Below are 17,450 nucleotides of genomic sequence, written 5' to 3' on the forward strand. Positions count from 1 at the left end.
TCGCGAACCATGACGGTGCGCTCGGCATCGGAGATCGCCTGCATGGCGCGCACCCAGCGCTCGTCCTTGATGTCGTATTTCCTCAGATCGAGGATCTTCTGCCGGTCGAGCTTGCCCTTCTTGTCGACCTCGAATGCGCCGAGGACGAGCGTCTTCAACTCGGCCGTCGCCTCCGATGTGATCTCGCGCAGGTATTCGTCGATAAGGGCCTTGGCCATGTGGATTTCAGGGCCTAACTCCATGAATTTCCCGACCTTGAGCTCTACCCGCTGCAAGTCGTCGAATGTGCGGAGCGTGAAGTTCCCGCCTGGCCCGCCGATCGTCACGCGATATTCCTGCTCGAGAAGCGCGATGACGCCGTCGAGGTCCGCCCCGGTATGGCGGCGGAAGCGGGATACCTGCGCGGATAAGTCCAGGGCATAGGTCATGATCTTGCGCACGACCTCGTCAATGAGCTGATCCTTCGGCTTCACCAGGGACCAATCGATCCAGCGGCCCTCGGCGTCCTGGACGTGGGGACGGCCGTTGATCTCGACAATCCCGACCGGGGGCGAGAGCTCCTCGTACTGGTCAGCCGGAATGAGGCGGCCGCGAATGTCCTCGATGTACGTCTTGCCGTTGACCTCGAAGGTCGGCCGGGCGGGCTTCTGATCTGCGATGATGCAGGCTTCCATGTTCAAAGTCCTTTCAAAGCTGGTTTGAAGGGGCGGCACGGCGCCGCCCTGGTGAAGTCCGGATGTCGGGGAGATGGCGGCGATCATGCGCGGCCGCCTGGAAACTTGACGATGTTGCTGCCCGGCGCGTCGATGGCGTTGGCGAGCTCTTCGCGGGCCTCGCGCTCCTGGCGGGCGCGCATGTTCCACCGATGGCGCGAGACCTCGCACTCAAGCAGGACGGATGCATCGGCAAGGTGGCGCAGGCGCCGGGCGAGTTTTCCCACCTCGTCTCCGGACATCACCAGGCCCTCGTGGTCATGATCGCTGAGGCGCCGGGCGAGCGCCTTCAGCTCTTCGGAAAGATAGTCGCTCACGATGCGGTCTCCTCGGTTGCGATACGGCTGTGGGGGCACCCGTCACGGCAGGCGCGAAACATCGCTACGCGGTGCGACGAGGTCGCCGCGTAGGGCTTGGCCTGCCATTCCAGGCATTCCTTTTTCGAGAGCGGCCCGAGCATGGGGCAGGACACGGTTTCGCCGATCAAGGCCCACCGCACCGCCGCCTCGACGCGCTGTAGGTTGCCGAGATAGGTGTTGCCGAGGACGGCGCTGATCGTCGGCGCCGAGTAATCGACCTTCCTGGCGACGGCGCTCTGGCTGGATTTCGCGCAGGCCTCGGCCAGCACGAGCACCCAATCCGGGGCGCTGTCGCCCCAGGCGGCCCTGACCTTGGCGACATAGTCGATGACGGGACGAGCGGTCGGGATAGAGGTCATGGCGAAACCTCCTCGGCATCGACGCGCCCGAGGACGCAGCCCTTGTTCTCGTCGAAAACGAAAGTGCTCCGGTAGCGCCGCGGCGGTTTCGGCCCCGTGTTGCCCGAGCCCAGCAGCACATAGACCATGCGCCCCGTGCTTCCCTTGCCCGCCGGCAGCATCTTCAGGACGCCTGCGCGGTGCAGGACGCGGCAATAGCTGTAGGCGTTTTCGTAGCTGACCGCGCAATCGTCCGTCGACGCCTCGATCGCGAGGTCCGATACGGTGAAGCCGTTCCGGGCGCGGCGCATGACGTTCCACATGTTCTGCAGGCCAAGCCCCGCGGTGCTCGGGCCTCGCCCGTCCGTCCGCAGGACTGGCGTGTCCGTCTGGCGCTTCAGCAGGCGGTAAGGCCGGGCGCTGGAAGGTCCGTCTGCGGTGAGCCGTTCCAGAAAACCGCAGGAAACGAGCTTGGCGAGATCCTTGCTGACGCGGGTGCGATGCGCCGGGTCATAGCGGCCAATGACATCCCCGTAGCTGAACACATCGCTCTCACGCGTGAGATCGAGGATCAGGGACCAGAGGTAATCCATGCCATGGCGCACCGGCTTGGCGCCGGAAATGTTGAGCTGCAGCACTTTCCGCATCTCACTTCCTCCTCGGCGCGCGGCCGGTGAAGATCGGGCCGCTGTACTGCTCGCGGCCGATCTCGGATAGCTGGTGCGCCCGCGCGAACTGGCCTACCTCGGCAAGCGTCGTGACGACGCGGGAAGTGACGCCGTTCGTCTCTTTGACGATGTAGGAAAGCAGATCGTCATGGATGCGGAGCTGACGCTGGTAGATTGCGGCAAGCGCCTGGGCGTCCCCGAGATCGCAGGGATTGGCCATGCCGAAAGCCGTCACGCGGTTCTCGCACCGCTCGTAGGCCAGCAGCTTGTCCGGCAGGCGTTCCTCACCTACGAGGAGCACCGGAATGCGGGCGCCCTTGTAGATGTCGCGGATGTATTCGATGAACCCCTTGTCGACGAGCTTGTCCGCCTCGTCGACGATGAGAAGCCGGTTCGGGTCATCCTGGAGCAGCCGGAGGACTTGCCGCATCATGTCGGCGATCGAGCCCTTCGGCTTGTCGACGCCGAGCTCGGCGAGGATGCTCTCGACGAGCACCTTCTTCGTCCAGAAGTCGAAGACCTCGATATAGACGGCCTTGTGCTTGTTCTGAACGTACTGGCTGGCCTTGGATTTGCCATAGCCGGAAGGACCGTAAAAGAGGCCGAGCCCGTCGACGCCGGGCGGCCGGTCGATGATCTTCTGCGCGACGGCAAGGCATTCGGCCACGTTCTTCAGGGGCGCGACCGAGCCGCAGCCGGGATTGACAGGTTTCGTCATTGCATTCATCATTCAGTCCTCATTTCTTTTCTGACGTCCCGCCCGCTGATTGCCGCCAGCGGGCGTTTTCCTTTCAGGTACGCAGTCCCGGCGCCTGATCGCCGAAGTCTTCCCACATCACCCGCTGCGCCTTGTATTCCGCGCTCTCGCGGTAGGAGCCGAGCCAGATGAGCTCGTCTGCCTCGACCGGTTCGCCGGCCGCGTGCCGCCGCTCGATGTCGAGGGCGGTGCGGAAGCGTTGGGCCGGCGTCGGCTCGCTGCGGATGGGGGTCACGTTCTCGTACGGCCGCTGCGGCATCAGGTCGGCGAGCACGATCTCGCGCTGTGCGTCGCTGGCTGCGGACGGGGCGGTTCTCGGGCCGGTCCCGACATCGAGGGCGGCGGCGATCTGCGGCGTCTCGTGGCGCTCCTCGCGCCTCGGCAGCGGCACGACGTTGGGAACGTTGCGGGCGGCGACGGCGAGCGCGCGCTCGTGCAGCGCCGGCCCGCTGGTGATTTCCCGGATGCCCTTGCGGATCTCGGCGATCTTCTCGCGGATGATCTCCGCCTGCAGCTCCTTCTGCGCCCTGACCCATGTTTCCGGGTGGATGCCGGCGAGCTCGGCGCAGATGGCCTCGCCGAGATAGGTTCCGGCATCCAGCGAGAAGACATGGACGCGGCCCATGTCGTTCGGATCGCGGCGGACAAACACGTCGGTGCCCGGCAGGATCGAGGCGGCAAGGTAGTGGTTGTGGTCGATCCGGATGCCGAACTTGGTGACACGGCGGTGCCCGTCGTTGCCGGCGACCGGCATCAGGAGGACGTCGAGCGCGCGTTCGTCCACCATGCGAACCGGCGCGCTCGACGATGCGGCAACCTGGAATGGCGTGCGGCCGCCGAGACCGGCATGCGGTTCGTGCTCGTACATGGTGGTGGCCCACTGGTCGACGGCATCCTGCAGATCCGCGCCGGAGAGCGACACGCCGAAGGTCTCGGCCGTGTCCTGGCCGAGGCGCTCGGCGAAGCTCTTGCGGTCTTCGATCGCCTTGCGGTCGGCGACGGAGTGGCCGACATAACCGGGCAGCAGGACGGCAAACTTGTGCTGGAAGGTCTTGATCATCCGCTCGACATGCCCCTTCTGCTCGGGGCTGTAGGCGTCGGAGACGTCGGCCTCGATCGCGAGCGATGCGAAGAGGCGCTTGGTGTCGCGGGCGACGAAGTCGGAGCCGTTGTCCGTCTTGATCGTCGCAGGTACGCCCCAGGAGAGAATCGCCTTGCGGATGAGCAGGGCGACGGCCGAGGCGCGCGGCGTGCGCGAGACATACCAGATGGACCGGCGCGTCGCGATGTCGATGCAGCAATAGATGGCGTGCCGGCCATCGGTGCAGAGCGCGTCGACCGGCGAAGCGTCGATTTGCCAGAGCGTGTTCGGCTCCGTGATGTGGCGGAGCGTGCCGACGCCGGACAGCGCCATCGTCGAGCGGAACTTGTCCGGGTTCGTCAGCTTCGTGAGCTCAACGGCGTGGCTTGCCTTCAAAGCCTTCAGGAAATGCTGGAAGGTGCGAATCGGCGGCAGGTCGACCGTCCTTAGAGCGCCCTTTGAAACCACTTCGAGCGTGTCGCCGAAGGTGTATTGGCACTGCGTGCGGATTTCCGAGGCGGCAAGTTGCGGGGCCTTGGCGACCAACGCCAGGATGAAGCGGCGGACCTTCCCGTCGTTGGCTGTGTCGAGCACGCCCGTGCCGGCGCGCGCCTTGGAGCGATCGACGGCAAGCGCCTGCTCGGCGCCGTTCGACTTGAGGGATCGCCAGCGGGCAAGCGAGCGCTTCGAGACGGACGGGACGAGGTCCTTGACCCAATCGTCCACCTTGATCATGCCCATCTCGTACCTGTCGCAGAAGATCTGCATGCAGGCTCGCTGGTGAAGGCGCATGCCGCGGGCGAACCGGTCGAAAGCGCCGAGCACCGCAAGGCGCGCATCGCGTTCCATGGCGGCGCGGTTGCTGACCGTCGCGGGAGACGGGACCACGGCCCGCATTTCCATCTCCGCCGTCTCCTCGCCAACGACCATGTGGCGCTGGACGTAGGCGACCTGAGCGAGGGTCGGCAAAAGGCGGTAATCATATTCGAGGCCACCGCCGGCCGCTGCGCGGTTGCGGACGAAGCAAGGGTGCGTGTTCCAGCCTTCGCGCTTTGCGAGGCGGATGACGGCGCTTTCGGTTTTCGGCAGATCGGGGAGCTGCTGTTCGGCGATTTCGCGTGCGGTAAGCCAGGTCTTCATGCCGCACCTGCCTTTTTGGCGGCGAGATACTCCTCGAAACCGGCTTTGTGCTGCTGGCAGAATTCCAGCGTCTTGAGGACAGCATGGATACGCTGCATCAGCATTTCAGCCTCCTCGCGGCGCATTTTCCCGGCGTTCACGAGCTGGCCGTAGCGCTGCTCAAGATCGCCGATCAGGCGTCTGACCTCCGCAATCTGGCCGACGATGGAGATCTTGCTCATTCTTCCCTCCGGAAGGTGCGGCGGACATCCTCGATGATCCAGCGGATGAAGCTGCGCCGGCCGGTAAGGTGGACCGCGATCAGCGTGGCGCTGATCGCCCACACGGCGGTCCAGAACAGCAGGGTGAGGAGAAGGATGTCGCGCTCGCTCATCGGCCGGCCCTCACGGCGTGGATGATGTCGGCAATCTCGGCCGCATAGCCGAGGAACATGATGAGGAAGGCGACGATGGCGGCGAACGCCACGATGTCGCGAAATTCGAGGTATCGGAAAAGCTGCATTAGCGTCTTGCCCTCCATTCGGCATCTGCGGCCTTCTCCTCGCGGTCGAGCATTTCGCGCATTTCCCGTGCGCGCTCGCGGCGGAGGAGAGCCTCGTATTTCTTGGGAACGACGATCAGGCCGGCCTCTTCCAGAAGGACATTGAAGGCGCGGGCATCGCCGGTGACGGCCACGAGTGCGGCCAGGCGCAAAGCGGAAATCGAATGCTGTTCGCGGGCCTGGCTGGCATAGGCGTCCAGCATGGCCTTGGAGACGGAAGCCTTGGTGATTTCCGACATTTCAGCGGCGAGCTGCTCGCGCGGCTTGCCGCTCTCTTCCATCGTCAGCGCGACCGCCTTCGCCAGTCGACCGGCCAGCGACCACGCCTTGACCTCGTCCTCGTCGAACCTGTCGACGACGGGGGCCGGCGTGTAATCGCGGAAGAGGTCGACCGTGAAGGGGTCGCGCTTGCGGGCCATCAGTTGCTCCGCTTCGCGAGCCAGCGCTCGATCGCTGCTGCGTGGAGATCGAAGAACCGTTCCTGATCAGGCTCCTTCATCAGCGTGAAGCGCTGGGAGAACCGTTCCCAGGGTGCCAGCGCTGGCGTCGGCAGCTTGCCGTCGATCACGTAGATCGCACCCGCCACGCTGCTGGCGCCCGCTGGCTGAGACAAAAGCAGGTCGGCGATCGCCGCCTGCCGGTCCGCCGCCTCTGCGGCGAGCGCCAGCAGCTCCGATTGGTTGTCGGCGATGGCATGGAGTGCAATGCGGTCGATGACGGCGGCGTCGATCCTGGCGATCCGCAGGTAGCGCTTGACCGCGTCCTTATTCAGCCCGAGCGCGCGTTGCGCCGCCTCGCTGAACGTGCCCGTGAAGATTTCCGCGTGCTCGTCGAGCGCTTCATCCGAATTAGGGGCAAGTTTGCCCCTAATTGCCTTTCGGCCGGGGCGGATGACGCCAGCCGTGGTCTCGTAGATCGATCGCCATGCCGCGACATTCACGGCGCGGTCGAGCACGGACAGTTCGCGGCGCATGATCTGCGCGGAAATCTGTTCCATGCGCAGCGCGGCTTCCGAGCTGAATTCGGAAGCGGACTGGACGAAGGCATCGACATGGATCAGCCCGAGCTGTTCGACCGCGAGCATGCGGCGCAGGCCCTTGATGAGGCGGAAGCGCTCGCCGAACTCGACGACCTGAATGGGTGTATGCTGGCCGATGCGGGCCATATCCTCGCGGAGGGCCACGACCCAATCCTGATCGGGCTTGCGGTGGGTCGGCGAGACGTCGATGGAAGCAATCTCGATCTCCCGCACGCTACCGCTGGTCGGCTGCGGAACGATGTTCACGGTGCGGGCGAGATTTGACACTGCAGTCATGCAACGCTCCTGGCGTTGTCGACGGCGCTGCGCGGCTTTTGACTATCTACCGGTCCCCATTTTTTGCTATCGAAGACTCGGGAAGAATTCTTAGGGTAGCGATCCGGCCACAACTCTTCGGCCGAGCACCCGATGAAGCTCGCTACGATAGCTTCATTGATGGTGTTGGGTCTTTTCCAGATGTGGCGAAAACTGTTCGGGTTCCGGCCGTGGCGACGAGCGAGTTGTTCGAGCGTCATTCCACGCTCGTGAATCTCGCACAGGATACGCTTCGGGGTCCATTTGCTGGACTCACTCATATGAATCTCCTGTGAAAAGCGGATGTTGGCGCATCCGCTTTTCATTGATGGTGTTTGAACAATCGCGGCCCTCTGATGTGGGCCGCCAACAGGGATAACGATGATTTGTCGTTTTGTAAACGATGAATTGTCGTTTTACGGTATGGCGCGACCTTTTAAGCCCCGGACGGCCCTTGCTCGACGACTAATCGAAGCGCGGGAGAAAGCTGGTTTTTCCAGTCGGGAAGACTTTGCAGCCCTTCTCGGCGTTCCGACTGACACGCTCGGAACATACGAACGAGGCGTCTCGGAGCCTAAAACAGAGCTACTGGCAAAGTACCACGAGGTAACAGGGCTCAATTTGACGTGGCTCATCACCGGGATAGGAGAACCCTTCCCGCTGCTTGATCGTGCCACCCCTTCTGCTTCAGGCCGCTCGGAAACCCTTAGGGAGGTGATGGATCAGGAGCGAAGCACGCAGGAAGTCACAGTGGGACGAATTGCGTCGCTCATTGAGGCGGTACATGAGGAATATCGGGTGCGGCTGCCCACTGAACGCAAGGTTGCGCTTGCGTTGCGCTCTTACAACCGCATGATTGCCGAAGGTGCCGATTTCGGTGATAGTGCCGAACTGGTGGCACGGTTGGAGGTCCTAAGAATTAGGCTGAGAAAGTACCTCAGTAATGCCGTCGATGAGCCTGGTTCCGGCAAACACTCGGCTTGATGATCGTCAAAGGTTTCATTGTGCTGCCGGTTGCGGCTTCTAGGTGTATCGATGCTGTTCGTCAACTATGCTTTTGTTCCTTTTCGTGGTTCATTTAACGTCAGTCCTGGCTACGCCATAAAGCAAGCTGGAAATGCAGAATTAACGCGTAAAATCAATAACGTAAATCATAATTTCACCGGTGCCCGGCGCTCTGACGGCGCGTCAGACTTCTAGTATCTCGCGCTGGCGGGATAGGGCATCCCTACCTCGCCCACCGCGTCTATGGTTCGTCATACGTTGTAAGGAGGGAATGGTGGCAGTATGCAAGGAGTGCAATCTGCACAAGCCGGACAATCAAATGCAGCTTGGCGTTTGCTATGACTGCTTCAACTACGGCGCTTCGAAGGCGACAATGCCGGTTGTTGGAAACAGAAATGCTGTTCCTGATCTTATCCTCACGACTTCTATTAATGTTCCCAAGCGAGAGATTGAGGCGATCTTGGGTATAGTCGCGACCGAGGTCGCGTTAGGTATGAGCATTTTCCGCGATATCGCCAACAGCTGGCGGGACTTTATCGGTGGCAGGTCCGCTACATCAGAGCAGTCCCTCAACGAAGCAAGGGTTGCCTGTCTGAACAAGTTGAAGGCGGAGGCTGCGGCCCTCGGCGCTCATGCGGTGATCGCTGTCGATTTGAATTATAGCGAGATCAGCACTAGCAGCGGTGGTATTCTTCTGATCGCAGCGTCGGGAACGGCCGTCACGCTCGCGCCCTGGAGTGCCATTTGATCTTGCGCGCCGTTATTGCCAGCTGTCGCCGTTCCCGCGCGCCGAGCGCCTGATTTTTCGGGCCTCTCCCGCCTGTTCCCGTTAAATCCCGGATATTCCCGGCTGTGCCATATGATCTTGCGGGTTACACCTCGTTCCGGCCGGCGGGGTGATGGCATGCGGCCGGGTATGGGCCTATGAAGGGCGGACACACGCTTGGAATCACCCGCATGAACTCCTCCGGAAACGCCAGGGGCGCGCTCTTCATGGTCATCGCCATGGCGGCCTTCACCTGCAACGACGCTCTCGTCAAATCCGTCACCCACACCATGAACACGGGCCAGATCCTGTTCGTGCGCGGCCTGATGACGAGCGTGCTCGTCCTCGTCATCGCCCGGTGGATGGGAGCGCTCGGCTCCTGGCGGGTCATTCTGCAACCCGCCGTCGCGCTGCGCCTTTCCGCCGAGATCGTCGCCTCGCTCGCCTATGTCTCCGCGCTCGGCGCCATGCCGCTCGCCAACACCTCGGCCATCCTCCAGTCCCTGCCGCTCGCCGTGACGCTGGGCGCCGCGCTCTTCCTCGGCGAGCAGGTCGGCTGGCGGCGCTGGCTTGCCATCGCCGCGGGCTTTGCCGGCGTGCTCATCGTCATCCGTCCGGGGCCGGACGGCTTTTCGCTGGCGGCGGTCTACGTCATCGCCTCGGTCGTCGGAGCGGCCGCACGCGATCTTTCCACGCGGAAGATCAGGCGCGACGTGCCGTCGATCTTCATCAGCGTCGTCACCGCCATCGCGATCACCGTCGTCGGCGGCGCGCTGGTCGCGCCGATGGGCGGCTGGCAGCCGATGTCGCTCGAAGTGCTCGCCCGGCTGGCGGGGGCGAGCGTGCTGCTGCTCGTCGGCTACCAGACGATCGTCAGCGCCATGCGCCTCGGCGAGATCTCCTTCATCGCGCCCTTCCGCTATACGAGCCTCATCTGGGCCATCGCCATCGGCCTCTTCTTCTTCGGCGAGGTGCCCGATCTCTGGATGACGGCAGGCGTCGCGATCATCGTCGCCTCCGGCCTCTACACCTTCTATCGCGAGAACCGCCGCGCGGCGCAAGCCGTCGCGCAGGAATCCAAGCCCGAATCCCCGTGACATCATAAGCACTTGCGGCCGCAAGCCGCAGCGAATAGACCGGATGCGGACACTGTCTGTCCCATGCGGCTGCGGAGGCGAGATGGCACTCAAGGAGGCGATACCGGGCGTGATCCTGGCCGGCGGCCTGTCCTCCCGCATGGGGCAGGACAAGGCGCGCATCCGCCTCGGCGGCGCGTCCCTGCTCGATCGCGCCGCGCGGCGCCTTCGCCCGCAGGTCTGCGCCCTCGCCGTCAACGCCAACGGCCCGGTGCTTTTCGAGGCCGGCGGGGAGCTGCCGGTCTTCGCCGACCTCGACGCCTCGCGGCTGGGACCGCTCGGCGGCGTGCTCGCGGCGCTCGACTATGCGAGGCGCGCGCACCCCCGGGCGAGCCATGTCGCCACCGTGCCGACGGACAGCCCCTTCTTCCCCGCCGATCTCGTCGCGCGGCTTTCCCGCGCCGTCGACACGCCCGAGCGCATCGCGGCGGCACGCTCGCCGGGCGGCCTCCACCCCGTCTTCGCGCTCTGGCCCGTCGCGCTTGCCGGCGACCTTGCCGACTGGCTCGCCGGCGGCGGCGCCTTGCGCGTGCGCAGCTACCTCGAACGCCATCAGGCGCGGGAGGTCGCCTTCCCGATGGTCGAGACGCCGCGCGGGGCCCTCGACCCCTTCTTCAACATCAACACGCCGGACGATCTCGACGCGGCGGAAAACTGGCTCTGGGTGCTGGAACGATGACGCGACCGAAGATCTTCGGCATTGCCGGCTGGAAGAATTCCGGCAAGACGGGCCTTGCCGTCCGCCTCGTCACGGAGCTGGTCGCCCGCGGCTACCGCGTCTCGACCATCAAGCACGCCCACCACGATTTCGACATCGACAAGGTCGGCGCCGACAGCTACCGCCACCGGCAGGCCGGCGCCCACGAAGTGACCATCGTCTCCGGCACGCGCTATGCCATCATGCACGAGTTGCGCGGCGCGCCGGAGCCTTCCTTCGAGGAAATCCTCGCCCGCCTCGCCCCTTGCGACCTCGTGCTCATCGAAGGCTACAAGCGCGAGCCGATCCCGAAGATCGAGGCCCGCCGGCTGGAGGCCGCCAACCGCACGCCGCTCGCGCCCGGGGACCCGCATATCGCGGCGATTGCCGCGGACCATCCCGTGACGGACACGGCGCTCCCCGTCTTCGACCTGGACGACACGAAGGCCATCGCCGATTTCGTCGTCCGCATCACCGGTCTTGCATCCCCGGCCTAGTTGAACGCGACGAGGCCGCGGGATTTCTTCCGCGGCCTCGTCTCCGTTCAGGAGCTTTGCGGTCAGTTCGCGCTGGCGACCGGACGCACCAGCGTCGTGACGCGGCGGATGGTGACGCGCCGGTTCTGCTGTTCGGCAGCCTCGGTGCGGACCTTCAGGAAGCGCTCGCCGTAGCCCTGCGTCTGCAGGTTCTCCGGCGGAATGCCGTAGACCTCGGTGAGCAGGCTTGCGACCGATTCGGCCCGCTCGTCGGAGAGCAAGAGGTTCGACTTGTCGGAGCCGACCGCATCCGTGTGGCCCTCGATCAGGAAGGTCTCGCCCGGATCCTTGTCGAGCACCTTCTGCATGGCCTCCGCGACCTTGCGCATGGTACGGGCCTGCGACATCGGCACCTCGGCGCTGCCCGTGGCGAAGGTGATCGTATCGAGGTCGATGCGGCGTACCTTGTCGCGCAGGCGCGCGGAGTGCTTCACCTCCTCGATCGTATAGACGCGCTCGACGCGCTCCACCGGCGGCTCGGAGAGGAACTCGTAGTAGTCGCGGTCCGGATCGCTCGACGTGTCGACGATATAGTCGCGGATCGGGATGCGCAGGCGCATCGGCGGCAGTTCGTAGCCGACGTCGACGATGGCCGGACGCGGCGAATCGTCTTCCAGCTCCGGCGCGTAGACGAGCAGGTGCTCACGCCCGTCCCGGCCGATGCGCGTGCGCTGGATGATGTCGCCGTAGCGGTTGTAGATCGTCACGAGCCGGACACCGCCGGGCCGCACGATCGTTTCGCGCGTGCGGCCGCGGGCGAGGTTGTCGTAGTAGACCTCCTCGGAATCGCGGCGCAGGCGCGGGCGCTCGTCGCCGCGCACGATCAGCCGGTCGCCGACTTCCAGAACCGTGCGGTTCTCGACCTGCTCGACCACGTTGACCTGCGTGACGTTGTTGTTCACCGTCGTGTTGTTGACCGTGTTGTTGTTGACGACCGTGTTGTTGATCACGGTGTTGTTGACGATGTTGGTCGTCTCCGGCACCTCGAAGGTGGGCGCGGCGTCGAGACGCTGCCCCTCCTCCTTGATCGCGGCCTCGATCTTCTGCGGCGCGGCTTCCCGCACCTCTTCGGAGATGGCGGCCTGGGCCGAGACGTCCGATTCGGGCAGCGGGGCGGCCTCTTCCTCGGCGCGCAGCTCCTCGCGCTTCTTGCGGCGCTCCTCGCGGCTCGTCTGGCCGCCGACGTTGTCGGCGTCCTTGTCGCTGTCGAGCACGGCCGCACCGTTCTCGACCGGCAGCACGACCGTCTCGTCGGTCTGGCTCGGGTCTTCGGCGATCTCCTGCTTCTGCTCTTCCGTCAGCGTGTCGACCACTTCCGGCACGGGCTCGCCCGCCGGCGTCTCGCCGGTTTCGGCCGTGGACGGCTGCTCGCCCGTTTCTCCCGCGGCGGGCTGGTCCGTGCCCGTCTCGGCCGTGGAGGGCTGCTGCTCGCCATCCGTTTCCGGCGTCGCAGGCTGCTCGGTGCCGGTTTCCGCGCTCGAGGGCTGCTCGGTGCCGGTCTCGGCCGGGGTCTCCTCGCCGGCGACCGCCGGCTGCTCGCCCTGTTCCTCGCCCGGCTGCTCGGCCTGCTGCTCTTCGGCCGGCTGCGACGGCTGTTCTTCGGTCTGCTGCTGTTGCGGCTGCTCCTCGGCGGCCTTCTGCTCTTCGGCCTGGCGCTGTTGCTCTTCCGCGGCGCGCTGGGCTTCCTCCTCGGCGGCCTTCTGCTCTTCGGCCTGACGCTGTTGCTCTTCCGCGGCGCGCTGGGCTTCCTCCTCGGCGGCCTTCTGCTGCTCGGCCTGACGCTGCGCCTCCTCGTCGGCGGCCTTCTGCTGTTCTTCGGCCTGGCGTTGAGCCTCTTCTTCCGCAGCCCGCTGCTGCTCTTCGGCCTGACGCTGGGCCTCTTCCTCAGCGGCACGCTGCTGCTCTTCCGCCTGGCGCTGCTGTTCCTCGGCCTGGCGCTGCGCCTCTTCCTCGGCCGCGCGGCGCTGCTCCTCCTGCTGCTGTTGCAGAAGAAGCTCTTCTTCGCTCGGCTGGCCCTGGTCGGAGCTTTCCTGCGCAACCTCGAACGGTTTCATCAGCGCATCGGCGAGGGCTGACGTCGCGACCAGCGACGTCGACAGCACCGGCAGCGCCACGGTTGCGAAAAGTCTTGAGCGGAAAGTCATCGTTTTGTCCTCACGGTGTCCCGTCTTGTTGTTGAAGGCGCCGCCTTGCCGGCTCTTGCGGCCGGTCAGCGAAGCACCCGTCTGTCCCGAAGGCCTAGCCATCGTCGCCTGAACCCCGGCTGAACGACCTTCGGGTGACCGGCGAGATAGGTCACGCCATCGGCAAAGCCAGAGGCGGGCAAAGAAATTGTCGGGGAAACGGGGCGGAATGACGGCGGAAAACCAGTTGATTTTTGGGCAGGAACCAGTCGATTATCCGACCCAAGCGGGCAGGCCTGCCCGCTTTGCTTCAAGGCCCGGACAACAAGAAAAACCGGAGAGCCTTCAACTGAGAGGATCAAAATGCGTATTTCCAAACGTCTCACGCTCGCAGCCTCGGCTGCGGTCATCGCGCTTTGCGCCTCGTCCGCCGCGATGGCAGAGGGCGAGAAGATCGTGATCGGCACGGAAGGCGCCTACCCGCCCTTCAACACGCTCGAATCCGACGGCACGCTGACCGGCTTCGACATCGACATCGCCAAGGCGCTGTGCGAGGAGATGAAGGCCGAGTGCACCTTCGTCACGCAGGACTGGGACGGGATCATCCCGGCGCTCATCGCCAAGAAGTTCGACGCCATCGTCGCTTCCATGTCCATCACGGAGGAGCGCAAGCAGCAGGTCGACTTCTCCAAGAAGTACTACAACACGCCGCCGGCCATCGTCGTGCCGAAGGATTCGGAGATCGCGGAAGCCACCCCGGAAGCGCTCGCCGGCAAGACGCTCGGCGCACAGGGCTCCACGACGCACTCCAACTATGCCGAAGCGCACATGAAGGACGCCGAGATCAAGCTCTACCCGACGGCCGACGAATACAAGCTCGACATCGCCAACGGCCGCATCGATGCCGTCATCGACGACGTGGTGGTGCTTTCCGAATGGCTGAAGACCGACGACGGCGCCTGCTGCAAGCTGCTCGGCACGCTGCCGATCGACCCGGTCATCAACGGCGAAGGCGCCGGCATCGCGGTGCGCAAGGGCGAAACCGAGCTTGCCGACAAGTTCACCAACGCGATCGCGGCGATCCGCGCCAGCGGCAAGTACCAGGAAATCAACGCCAAGTACTTCCCCTTCGACGTCTACGGCGACTGATCCGCGGCCTTCGGGTGTCATGCGGGTTTTTTCTGACCCCATCACCAGAATGCACGGGCGGGAGGGCTTGCCCTCCCGCTCCTTTTGCTTGAGAACTTGCAAACAAGAAAAGACGGGCGCACAAGGCGCCTGAACAAGAAGCGTAAAACGCGCATCGGGGGTTCTTTTGGCATGAGCGGGTTCTTCACCGCCATCGTCGAGGCGGTATCCGCATTTCTCGGGATCATCGATCCCCTCTGCGGTCCGGTCGGCATCTTCAATCTCTTCGCGGGCAACACGCTCCTGGCATGCGGCAGCGCGGGCTGGGGCGACGAGATCGCCTTCGGCTTCCTCGTCACCGCGAGCCTCGCCGTCGCGACCCTGCCGGTCGGCCTCGTCGCGGGCTTCTTCATCGCGCTGGCCAAGCAGTCGGACGAAAGGTCGCTGCGCCTCTCGGCGAACATCTACACCACGCTCTTCCGCGGCCTGCCGGAGCTCCTGACGCTCTTCATCGTCTATTACGGCCTGCAGATCCTCGTGCAGAACCTCATGGCCGCGGTCGGCTATCAGGGCGCGGTCGAGATCAACGCCTTCTTCGCCGGCATGATCGCGCTCGGCGTCGTGTTCTCCGCCTATTGCTCGGAGGTGCTGCTGTCGGCCTTCAAGGCCATCCCGCGCGGCCAGTACGAGGCCGGCTATGCGCTCGGCCTGCACCACGGCCGCACGATGCAGCTCATCATCCTGCCGCAGCTCATCCGCGTCGCCCTTCCCGGCCTCGGCAATCTGTGGATGGCGCTGCTCAAGGACACCGCCCTCGTCTCGGTCATCGGCCTGCCCGACATCCTGCGCCAGACGGGCGTTGCGGCGCGCGTGACCAAGGAGGCCTTCCAGTTCTACGCCATCGCCTGCCTGCTGTTCCTCGTCCTCGCCTTCCTCTCCTCGCTGGTCTTCTCCAGCATCGAGAGCTGGGCCAAGCGCTCGGAGGCCGCGCGATGAGCCACGCCACCACCCTCATCCCGCCGCAGGCCCCGCCCCCGGCGCCGCCGAAGCCGTTCACCGCCGGCCGCTTCTTCGGCAATATCTTCATGGGCGTCTGGCTGGCGCTCAGCGTCGGCATCTTCCTGATGATCGTCGGCGGCTGGGACCCGGAGAAGTTCACGCGCTACGGGCCGAACTACCATTCCGGCCTCGGCGTCACGCTGCTTCTCGTGGGGCTTTCGATCGTCCTCGGCGCCATCCTCTCGCTGCCGCTCGCCTTCGCGCGCATGTCGAAGAACCCGGTCTTCTCCTGGTTCGCCTATGCCTACGTCTATTTCTTCCGCGGCACGCCGGTGCTGACGCAGCTCTTCCTCATCTATTACGGCCTCGGCAGCTTCTCCGCCGAACTGCGGGCCTGGGGCCTCTGGTGGTTCTTCCGCGATGCGTGGAACTGCGCGCTGCTGACCTTCACGCTCAACACGGCCGCCTACCAGGCGGAGATCCTGCGGGGCGCGATCGAGAGCGTGCCGCGCGGCCAGCACGAGGGCGCCGCCGCCCTCGGCCTGCCGAAGAAGATCGCCTTCTTCAAGGTCGTGCTGCCGCAGGCGCTCATCGTGGCGCTGCGCCCCTACGGCAACGAGATCATCCTGATGATCAAGGCTTCGGCCATCGTCGCCATCGTCACGGTCTTCGACCTGATGGGCGAGACCCGCCGCGCCTTCTCGCGCACCTTCGATTACCAGGCCTATCTCTGGGCCGCGCTGCTCTACCTGCTCATCGTCGAGTTGCTGCGCAACCTCTGGGCCTGGCTGGAGGCCCGCCTGACGCGCCACCTGAGACGGTGAACATCTGGCAGCACTCATATGCAGGTGCTGCCAAACGCCTGATTTCAAAGAAATATTCCCGCTACGGGCCGGAATTTAACATTTCGTTAACCCTGCAGGCGCTCAATCATAGGGACCATCATTCACCACGCAATGAGGTCCCTATGACGAACGACATGGCAATGCAGCTCAAGGGCTACGGCGTGACGACGGCCCAGATCCTCTATCGCATGCCGGATCACCCGCAACTCCTGCAGACCTATATCTGGCAGCACTACGATCTCGCCCCGGATTTCCCGGAGATGCGAAGCTTCCTGAAGTTCTGGCAGGAGAAGCTGGACGGCCCGCTCCACTCCGTGCGCTACGTGCACCGCCGGCTGATCTCGGCGACGGAATGGCGCGCGCTGAAGGGCGAGTTCATCATCAACTGACGGTCAGACATGGACCGAGCCGTGCGCGAGTTCGGTGTCGGACATGTCCACCTTGAGCGAGCAGTAGGCGATGCCGGCGTAGAAGAGCGCCACGAAGCCGAGCACGAAGCCGCCGGGTACGGGCCCGAGCGCCGCATTGGCGACCACATGCTCGAAGGCGAGCGCGATGTCCTTGCCGGAGCCCGCCTGGGTCTGCATGGTCGAGGACGATATTTTCAGCGCCCAGGCCAGGAGCAGGATGAGATACATCCAGCAATAGTTCCGCCGCAGCCGCCGGCAGGCCGCGCCGCGGTAGCTGATCAGGAATTCCGGCTTGCGCAGGCTCTTGGCGATCGGCGCCGCCCAGTCGAGCGCAAGCTGCTCGCGCGGATTGAGGATCTCCGCGAAATAGAACCGCTCGAGCTGGCGCACCCGCGCCCGGTAGACGTCGAAGAAGCGGTAGCGCCGTGCCTCGATCATCAGCAGCAGCGTCACCAGCAGCATGGCGAAGAGCAGCACGCCGTGATGCGACGTCGGCGTGGAGAGCGAAACGGAAAGCAGCGCCGCCACCACCGTGATCGCCCAGTTCGTCGTGCGGTCGATCCGGTCGCGCCAGCCCGCCATGCGCCCGAGCTCGCCGCGATAGTAGTGCACCATCGTGTTGATCGTCTCCACCGGCGTCGCCGGCAGCGCGGGGCTTGTCGGACGCCTGGCTTCGGGGGAAAGCGACAAGGGGGTCATGTCGGCGGGCATGGATTCCTCCAAATGGTCTTTTTGGTCTTGGCAAGATCATGCTCCTCTTTCGCGGATTGATAAACGGCTATTTCGCTTTCAGCGCCTCGCCCGCTCATTTCTCTCTTGCATCTGCTTAACTTCCGGACAGAGAAGCACGGCCTCCGGAGCGCCCATTGCCAAACC

General features: G+C 64.6%; 24 protein-coding genes. 10 read left to right on the plus strand and 14 right to left on the minus strand.

Features of this window, described 5'->3' with window-relative positions; translation table 11 throughout:
* From ACIIOY_RS23265 to ACIIOY_RS23320, 12 genes are all read right to left on the minus strand, one after another.
* The coding region (locus tag ACIIOY_RS23265) for a DUF3164 family protein (protein ID WP_411037052.1) at nucleotides 1–674 on the minus strand (674 nt) is incomplete at its 3' end.
* 83 nt (nucleotides 675–757) lie between these two features.
* Complete coding sequence (locus ACIIOY_RS23270; RefSeq protein ID WP_411037053.1) at nucleotides 758–1,030, minus strand: hypothetical protein; 273 nt, start codon at nucleotides 1,028–1,030, stop codon at nucleotides 758–760.
* Nucleotides 1,027–1,431, minus strand: a complete 405-nt coding sequence (locus ACIIOY_RS23275) for a transcriptional regulator (protein ID WP_411037054.1) — start codon at nucleotides 1,429–1,431, stop codon at nucleotides 1,027–1,029. Before ACIIOY_RS23275 ends, ACIIOY_RS23270 begins: the two co-directional genes overlap by 4 nt.
* Nucleotides 1,428–2,057 carry a hypothetical protein gene (locus tag ACIIOY_RS23280; protein ID WP_411037055.1) on the minus strand — a complete coding sequence of 210 codons (630 nt, stop codon included), beginning with the start codon at nucleotides 2,055–2,057 and terminating at the stop codon, nucleotides 1,428–1,430. The genes ACIIOY_RS23275 and ACIIOY_RS23280 overlap by 4 nt, the downstream gene beginning before the upstream one ends.
* Before the next feature lies 1 nt (nucleotide 2,058).
* On the minus strand, nucleotides 2,059–2,796 hold the full coding sequence (locus ACIIOY_RS23285; protein ID WP_411037056.1) for an AAA family ATPase: 738 nt from the start codon (nucleotides 2,794–2,796) through the stop codon (nucleotides 2,059–2,061).
* Between the two features lie 73 nt (nucleotides 2,797–2,869).
* Complete coding sequence (locus tag ACIIOY_RS23290) at nucleotides 2,870–5,056, minus strand: TnsB C-terminal domain-containing protein (protein WP_411037057.1); 2,187 nt, start codon at nucleotides 5,054–5,056, stop codon at nucleotides 2,870–2,872.
* A complete protein-coding gene (locus tag ACIIOY_RS23295) occupies nucleotides 5,053–5,277 on the minus strand; it encodes a hypothetical protein (RefSeq protein WP_411037058.1) in 225 nt (74 codons plus the stop codon). The genes ACIIOY_RS23290 and ACIIOY_RS23295 overlap by 4 nt, the downstream gene beginning before the upstream one ends.
* Nucleotides 5,274–5,429: a hypothetical protein gene (locus tag ACIIOY_RS23300; RefSeq protein ID WP_411037059.1), complete on the minus strand. Its 156-nt coding sequence runs from the start codon at nucleotides 5,427–5,429 to the stop codon at nucleotides 5,274–5,276. The genes ACIIOY_RS23295 and ACIIOY_RS23300 overlap by 4 nt, the downstream gene beginning before the upstream one ends.
* Entirely contained in the window at nucleotides 5,426–5,557 is a 132-nt protein-coding gene (locus ACIIOY_RS23305) for a hypothetical protein (RefSeq protein ID WP_411037060.1), read from the minus strand. Before ACIIOY_RS23305 ends, ACIIOY_RS23300 begins: the two co-directional genes overlap by 4 nt.
* Nucleotides 5,557–6,015: a hypothetical protein gene (locus ACIIOY_RS23310; RefSeq protein WP_411037061.1), complete on the minus strand. Its 459-nt coding sequence runs from the start codon at nucleotides 6,013–6,015 to the stop codon at nucleotides 5,557–5,559. Before ACIIOY_RS23310 ends, ACIIOY_RS23305 begins: the two co-directional genes overlap by 1 nt.
* The gene (locus ACIIOY_RS23315; RefSeq protein WP_411037062.1) at nucleotides 6,015–6,911 is read right to left on the minus strand and encodes a ParB/RepB/Spo0J family partition protein; all 897 of its coding nucleotides are present in this window, start codon (nucleotides 6,909–6,911) and stop codon (nucleotides 6,015–6,017) included. The genes ACIIOY_RS23310 and ACIIOY_RS23315 overlap by 1 nt, the downstream gene beginning before the upstream one ends.
* Entirely contained in the window at nucleotides 6,908–7,210 is a 303-nt protein-coding gene (locus tag ACIIOY_RS23320) for a helix-turn-helix domain-containing protein (RefSeq protein WP_411037063.1), read from the minus strand. Before ACIIOY_RS23320 ends, ACIIOY_RS23315 begins: the two co-directional genes overlap by 4 nt.
* A 100-nt stretch (nucleotides 7,211–7,310) precedes the next feature.
* Between ACIIOY_RS23320 and ACIIOY_RS23325 the strand changes: the two genes are divergently transcribed.
* The 6 genes from ACIIOY_RS23325 (at nucleotide 7,311) to mobB (ending at nucleotide 11,030) form a co-directional block, all read left to right on the plus strand.
* The gene (locus ACIIOY_RS23325; RefSeq protein ID WP_411037064.1) at nucleotides 7,311–7,913 is read left to right on the plus strand and encodes a helix-turn-helix domain-containing protein; all 603 of its coding nucleotides are present in this window, start codon (nucleotides 7,311–7,313) and stop codon (nucleotides 7,911–7,913) included.
* A gap of 51 nt (nucleotides 7,914–7,964) precedes the next feature.
* Nucleotides 7,965–8,129: a hypothetical protein gene (locus tag ACIIOY_RS23330; protein ID WP_411037065.1), complete on the plus strand. Its 165-nt coding sequence runs from the start codon at nucleotides 7,965–7,967 to the stop codon at nucleotides 8,127–8,129.
* Between the two features lie 79 nt (nucleotides 8,130–8,208).
* The gene (locus ACIIOY_RS23335) at nucleotides 8,209–8,682 is read left to right on the plus strand and encodes a heavy metal-binding domain-containing protein (RefSeq protein WP_411037066.1); all 474 of its coding nucleotides are present in this window, start codon (nucleotides 8,209–8,211) and stop codon (nucleotides 8,680–8,682) included.
* Nucleotides 8,683–8,891: 209 nt separating this feature from the next.
* Nucleotides 8,892–9,797, plus strand: coding sequence for a DMT family transporter (locus ACIIOY_RS23340; protein ID WP_411037067.1), 906 nt, complete (start codon nucleotides 8,892–8,894; stop codon nucleotides 9,795–9,797).
* 82 nt (nucleotides 9,798–9,879) lie between these two features.
* Entirely contained in the window at nucleotides 9,880–10,515 is a 636-nt protein-coding gene (gene mobA / locus ACIIOY_RS23345) for a molybdenum cofactor guanylyltransferase MobA (RefSeq protein WP_411037068.1), read from the plus strand.
* Entirely contained in the window at nucleotides 10,512–11,030 is a 519-nt protein-coding gene (gene mobB, locus ACIIOY_RS23350) for a molybdopterin-guanine dinucleotide biosynthesis protein B (RefSeq protein WP_411037069.1), read from the plus strand. The genes mobA and mobB overlap by 4 nt, the downstream gene beginning before the upstream one ends.
* A 62-nt stretch (nucleotides 11,031–11,092) precedes the next feature.
* Here the strand turns inward: mobB and ACIIOY_RS23355 are convergent, their stop codons facing one another.
* Entirely contained in the window at nucleotides 11,093–13,213 is a 2,121-nt protein-coding gene (locus tag ACIIOY_RS23355; protein WP_411037070.1) for an OmpA family protein, read from the minus strand.
* A 342-nt stretch (nucleotides 13,214–13,555) separates the two neighbouring features.
* Between ACIIOY_RS23355 and ACIIOY_RS23360 the strand changes: the two genes are divergently transcribed.
* The 4 genes from ACIIOY_RS23360 to ACIIOY_RS23375 all read left to right on the plus strand — a co-directional run bounded on the left by ACIIOY_RS23360 (nucleotide 13,556) and on the right by ACIIOY_RS23375 (nucleotide 16,553).
* Nucleotides 13,556–14,341, plus strand: a complete 786-nt coding sequence (locus tag ACIIOY_RS23360; protein WP_411037071.1) for an ABC transporter substrate-binding protein — start codon at nucleotides 13,556–13,558, stop codon at nucleotides 14,339–14,341.
* 171 nt (nucleotides 14,342–14,512) lie between these two features.
* Complete coding sequence (locus tag ACIIOY_RS23365) at nucleotides 14,513–15,316, plus strand: ABC transporter permease (protein ID WP_411037072.1); 804 nt, start codon at nucleotides 14,513–14,515, stop codon at nucleotides 15,314–15,316.
* Nucleotides 15,313–16,143 (plus strand): ABC transporter permease, encoded by an 831-nt coding sequence (locus ACIIOY_RS23370; protein WP_411037073.1) that lies wholly within the window; start codon nucleotides 15,313–15,315, stop codon nucleotides 16,141–16,143. Before ACIIOY_RS23365 ends, ACIIOY_RS23370 begins: the two co-directional genes overlap by 4 nt.
* Nucleotides 16,144–16,286: 143 nt before the next feature.
* On the plus strand, nucleotides 16,287–16,553 hold the full coding sequence (locus tag ACIIOY_RS23375; protein WP_411037074.1) for an usg protein: 267 nt from the start codon (nucleotides 16,287–16,289) through the stop codon (nucleotides 16,551–16,553).
* Nucleotides 16,554–16,556: 3 nt separating this feature from the next.
* On the opposite strand, the gene ACIIOY_RS23380 is transcribed toward ACIIOY_RS23375, so the two are convergent.
* Nucleotides 16,557–17,285, minus strand: coding sequence for a DUF2270 domain-containing protein (locus tag ACIIOY_RS23380; protein ID WP_411037075.1), 729 nt, complete (start codon nucleotides 17,283–17,285; stop codon nucleotides 16,557–16,559).
* Nucleotides 17,286–17,450 lie beyond the last annotated feature (165 nt).

Origin of the sequence: Shinella agrisoli, assembly GCF_046557955.1 — a bacterium.
Lineage (GTDB): Bacteria > Pseudomonadota > Alphaproteobacteria > Rhizobiales > Rhizobiaceae > Shinella.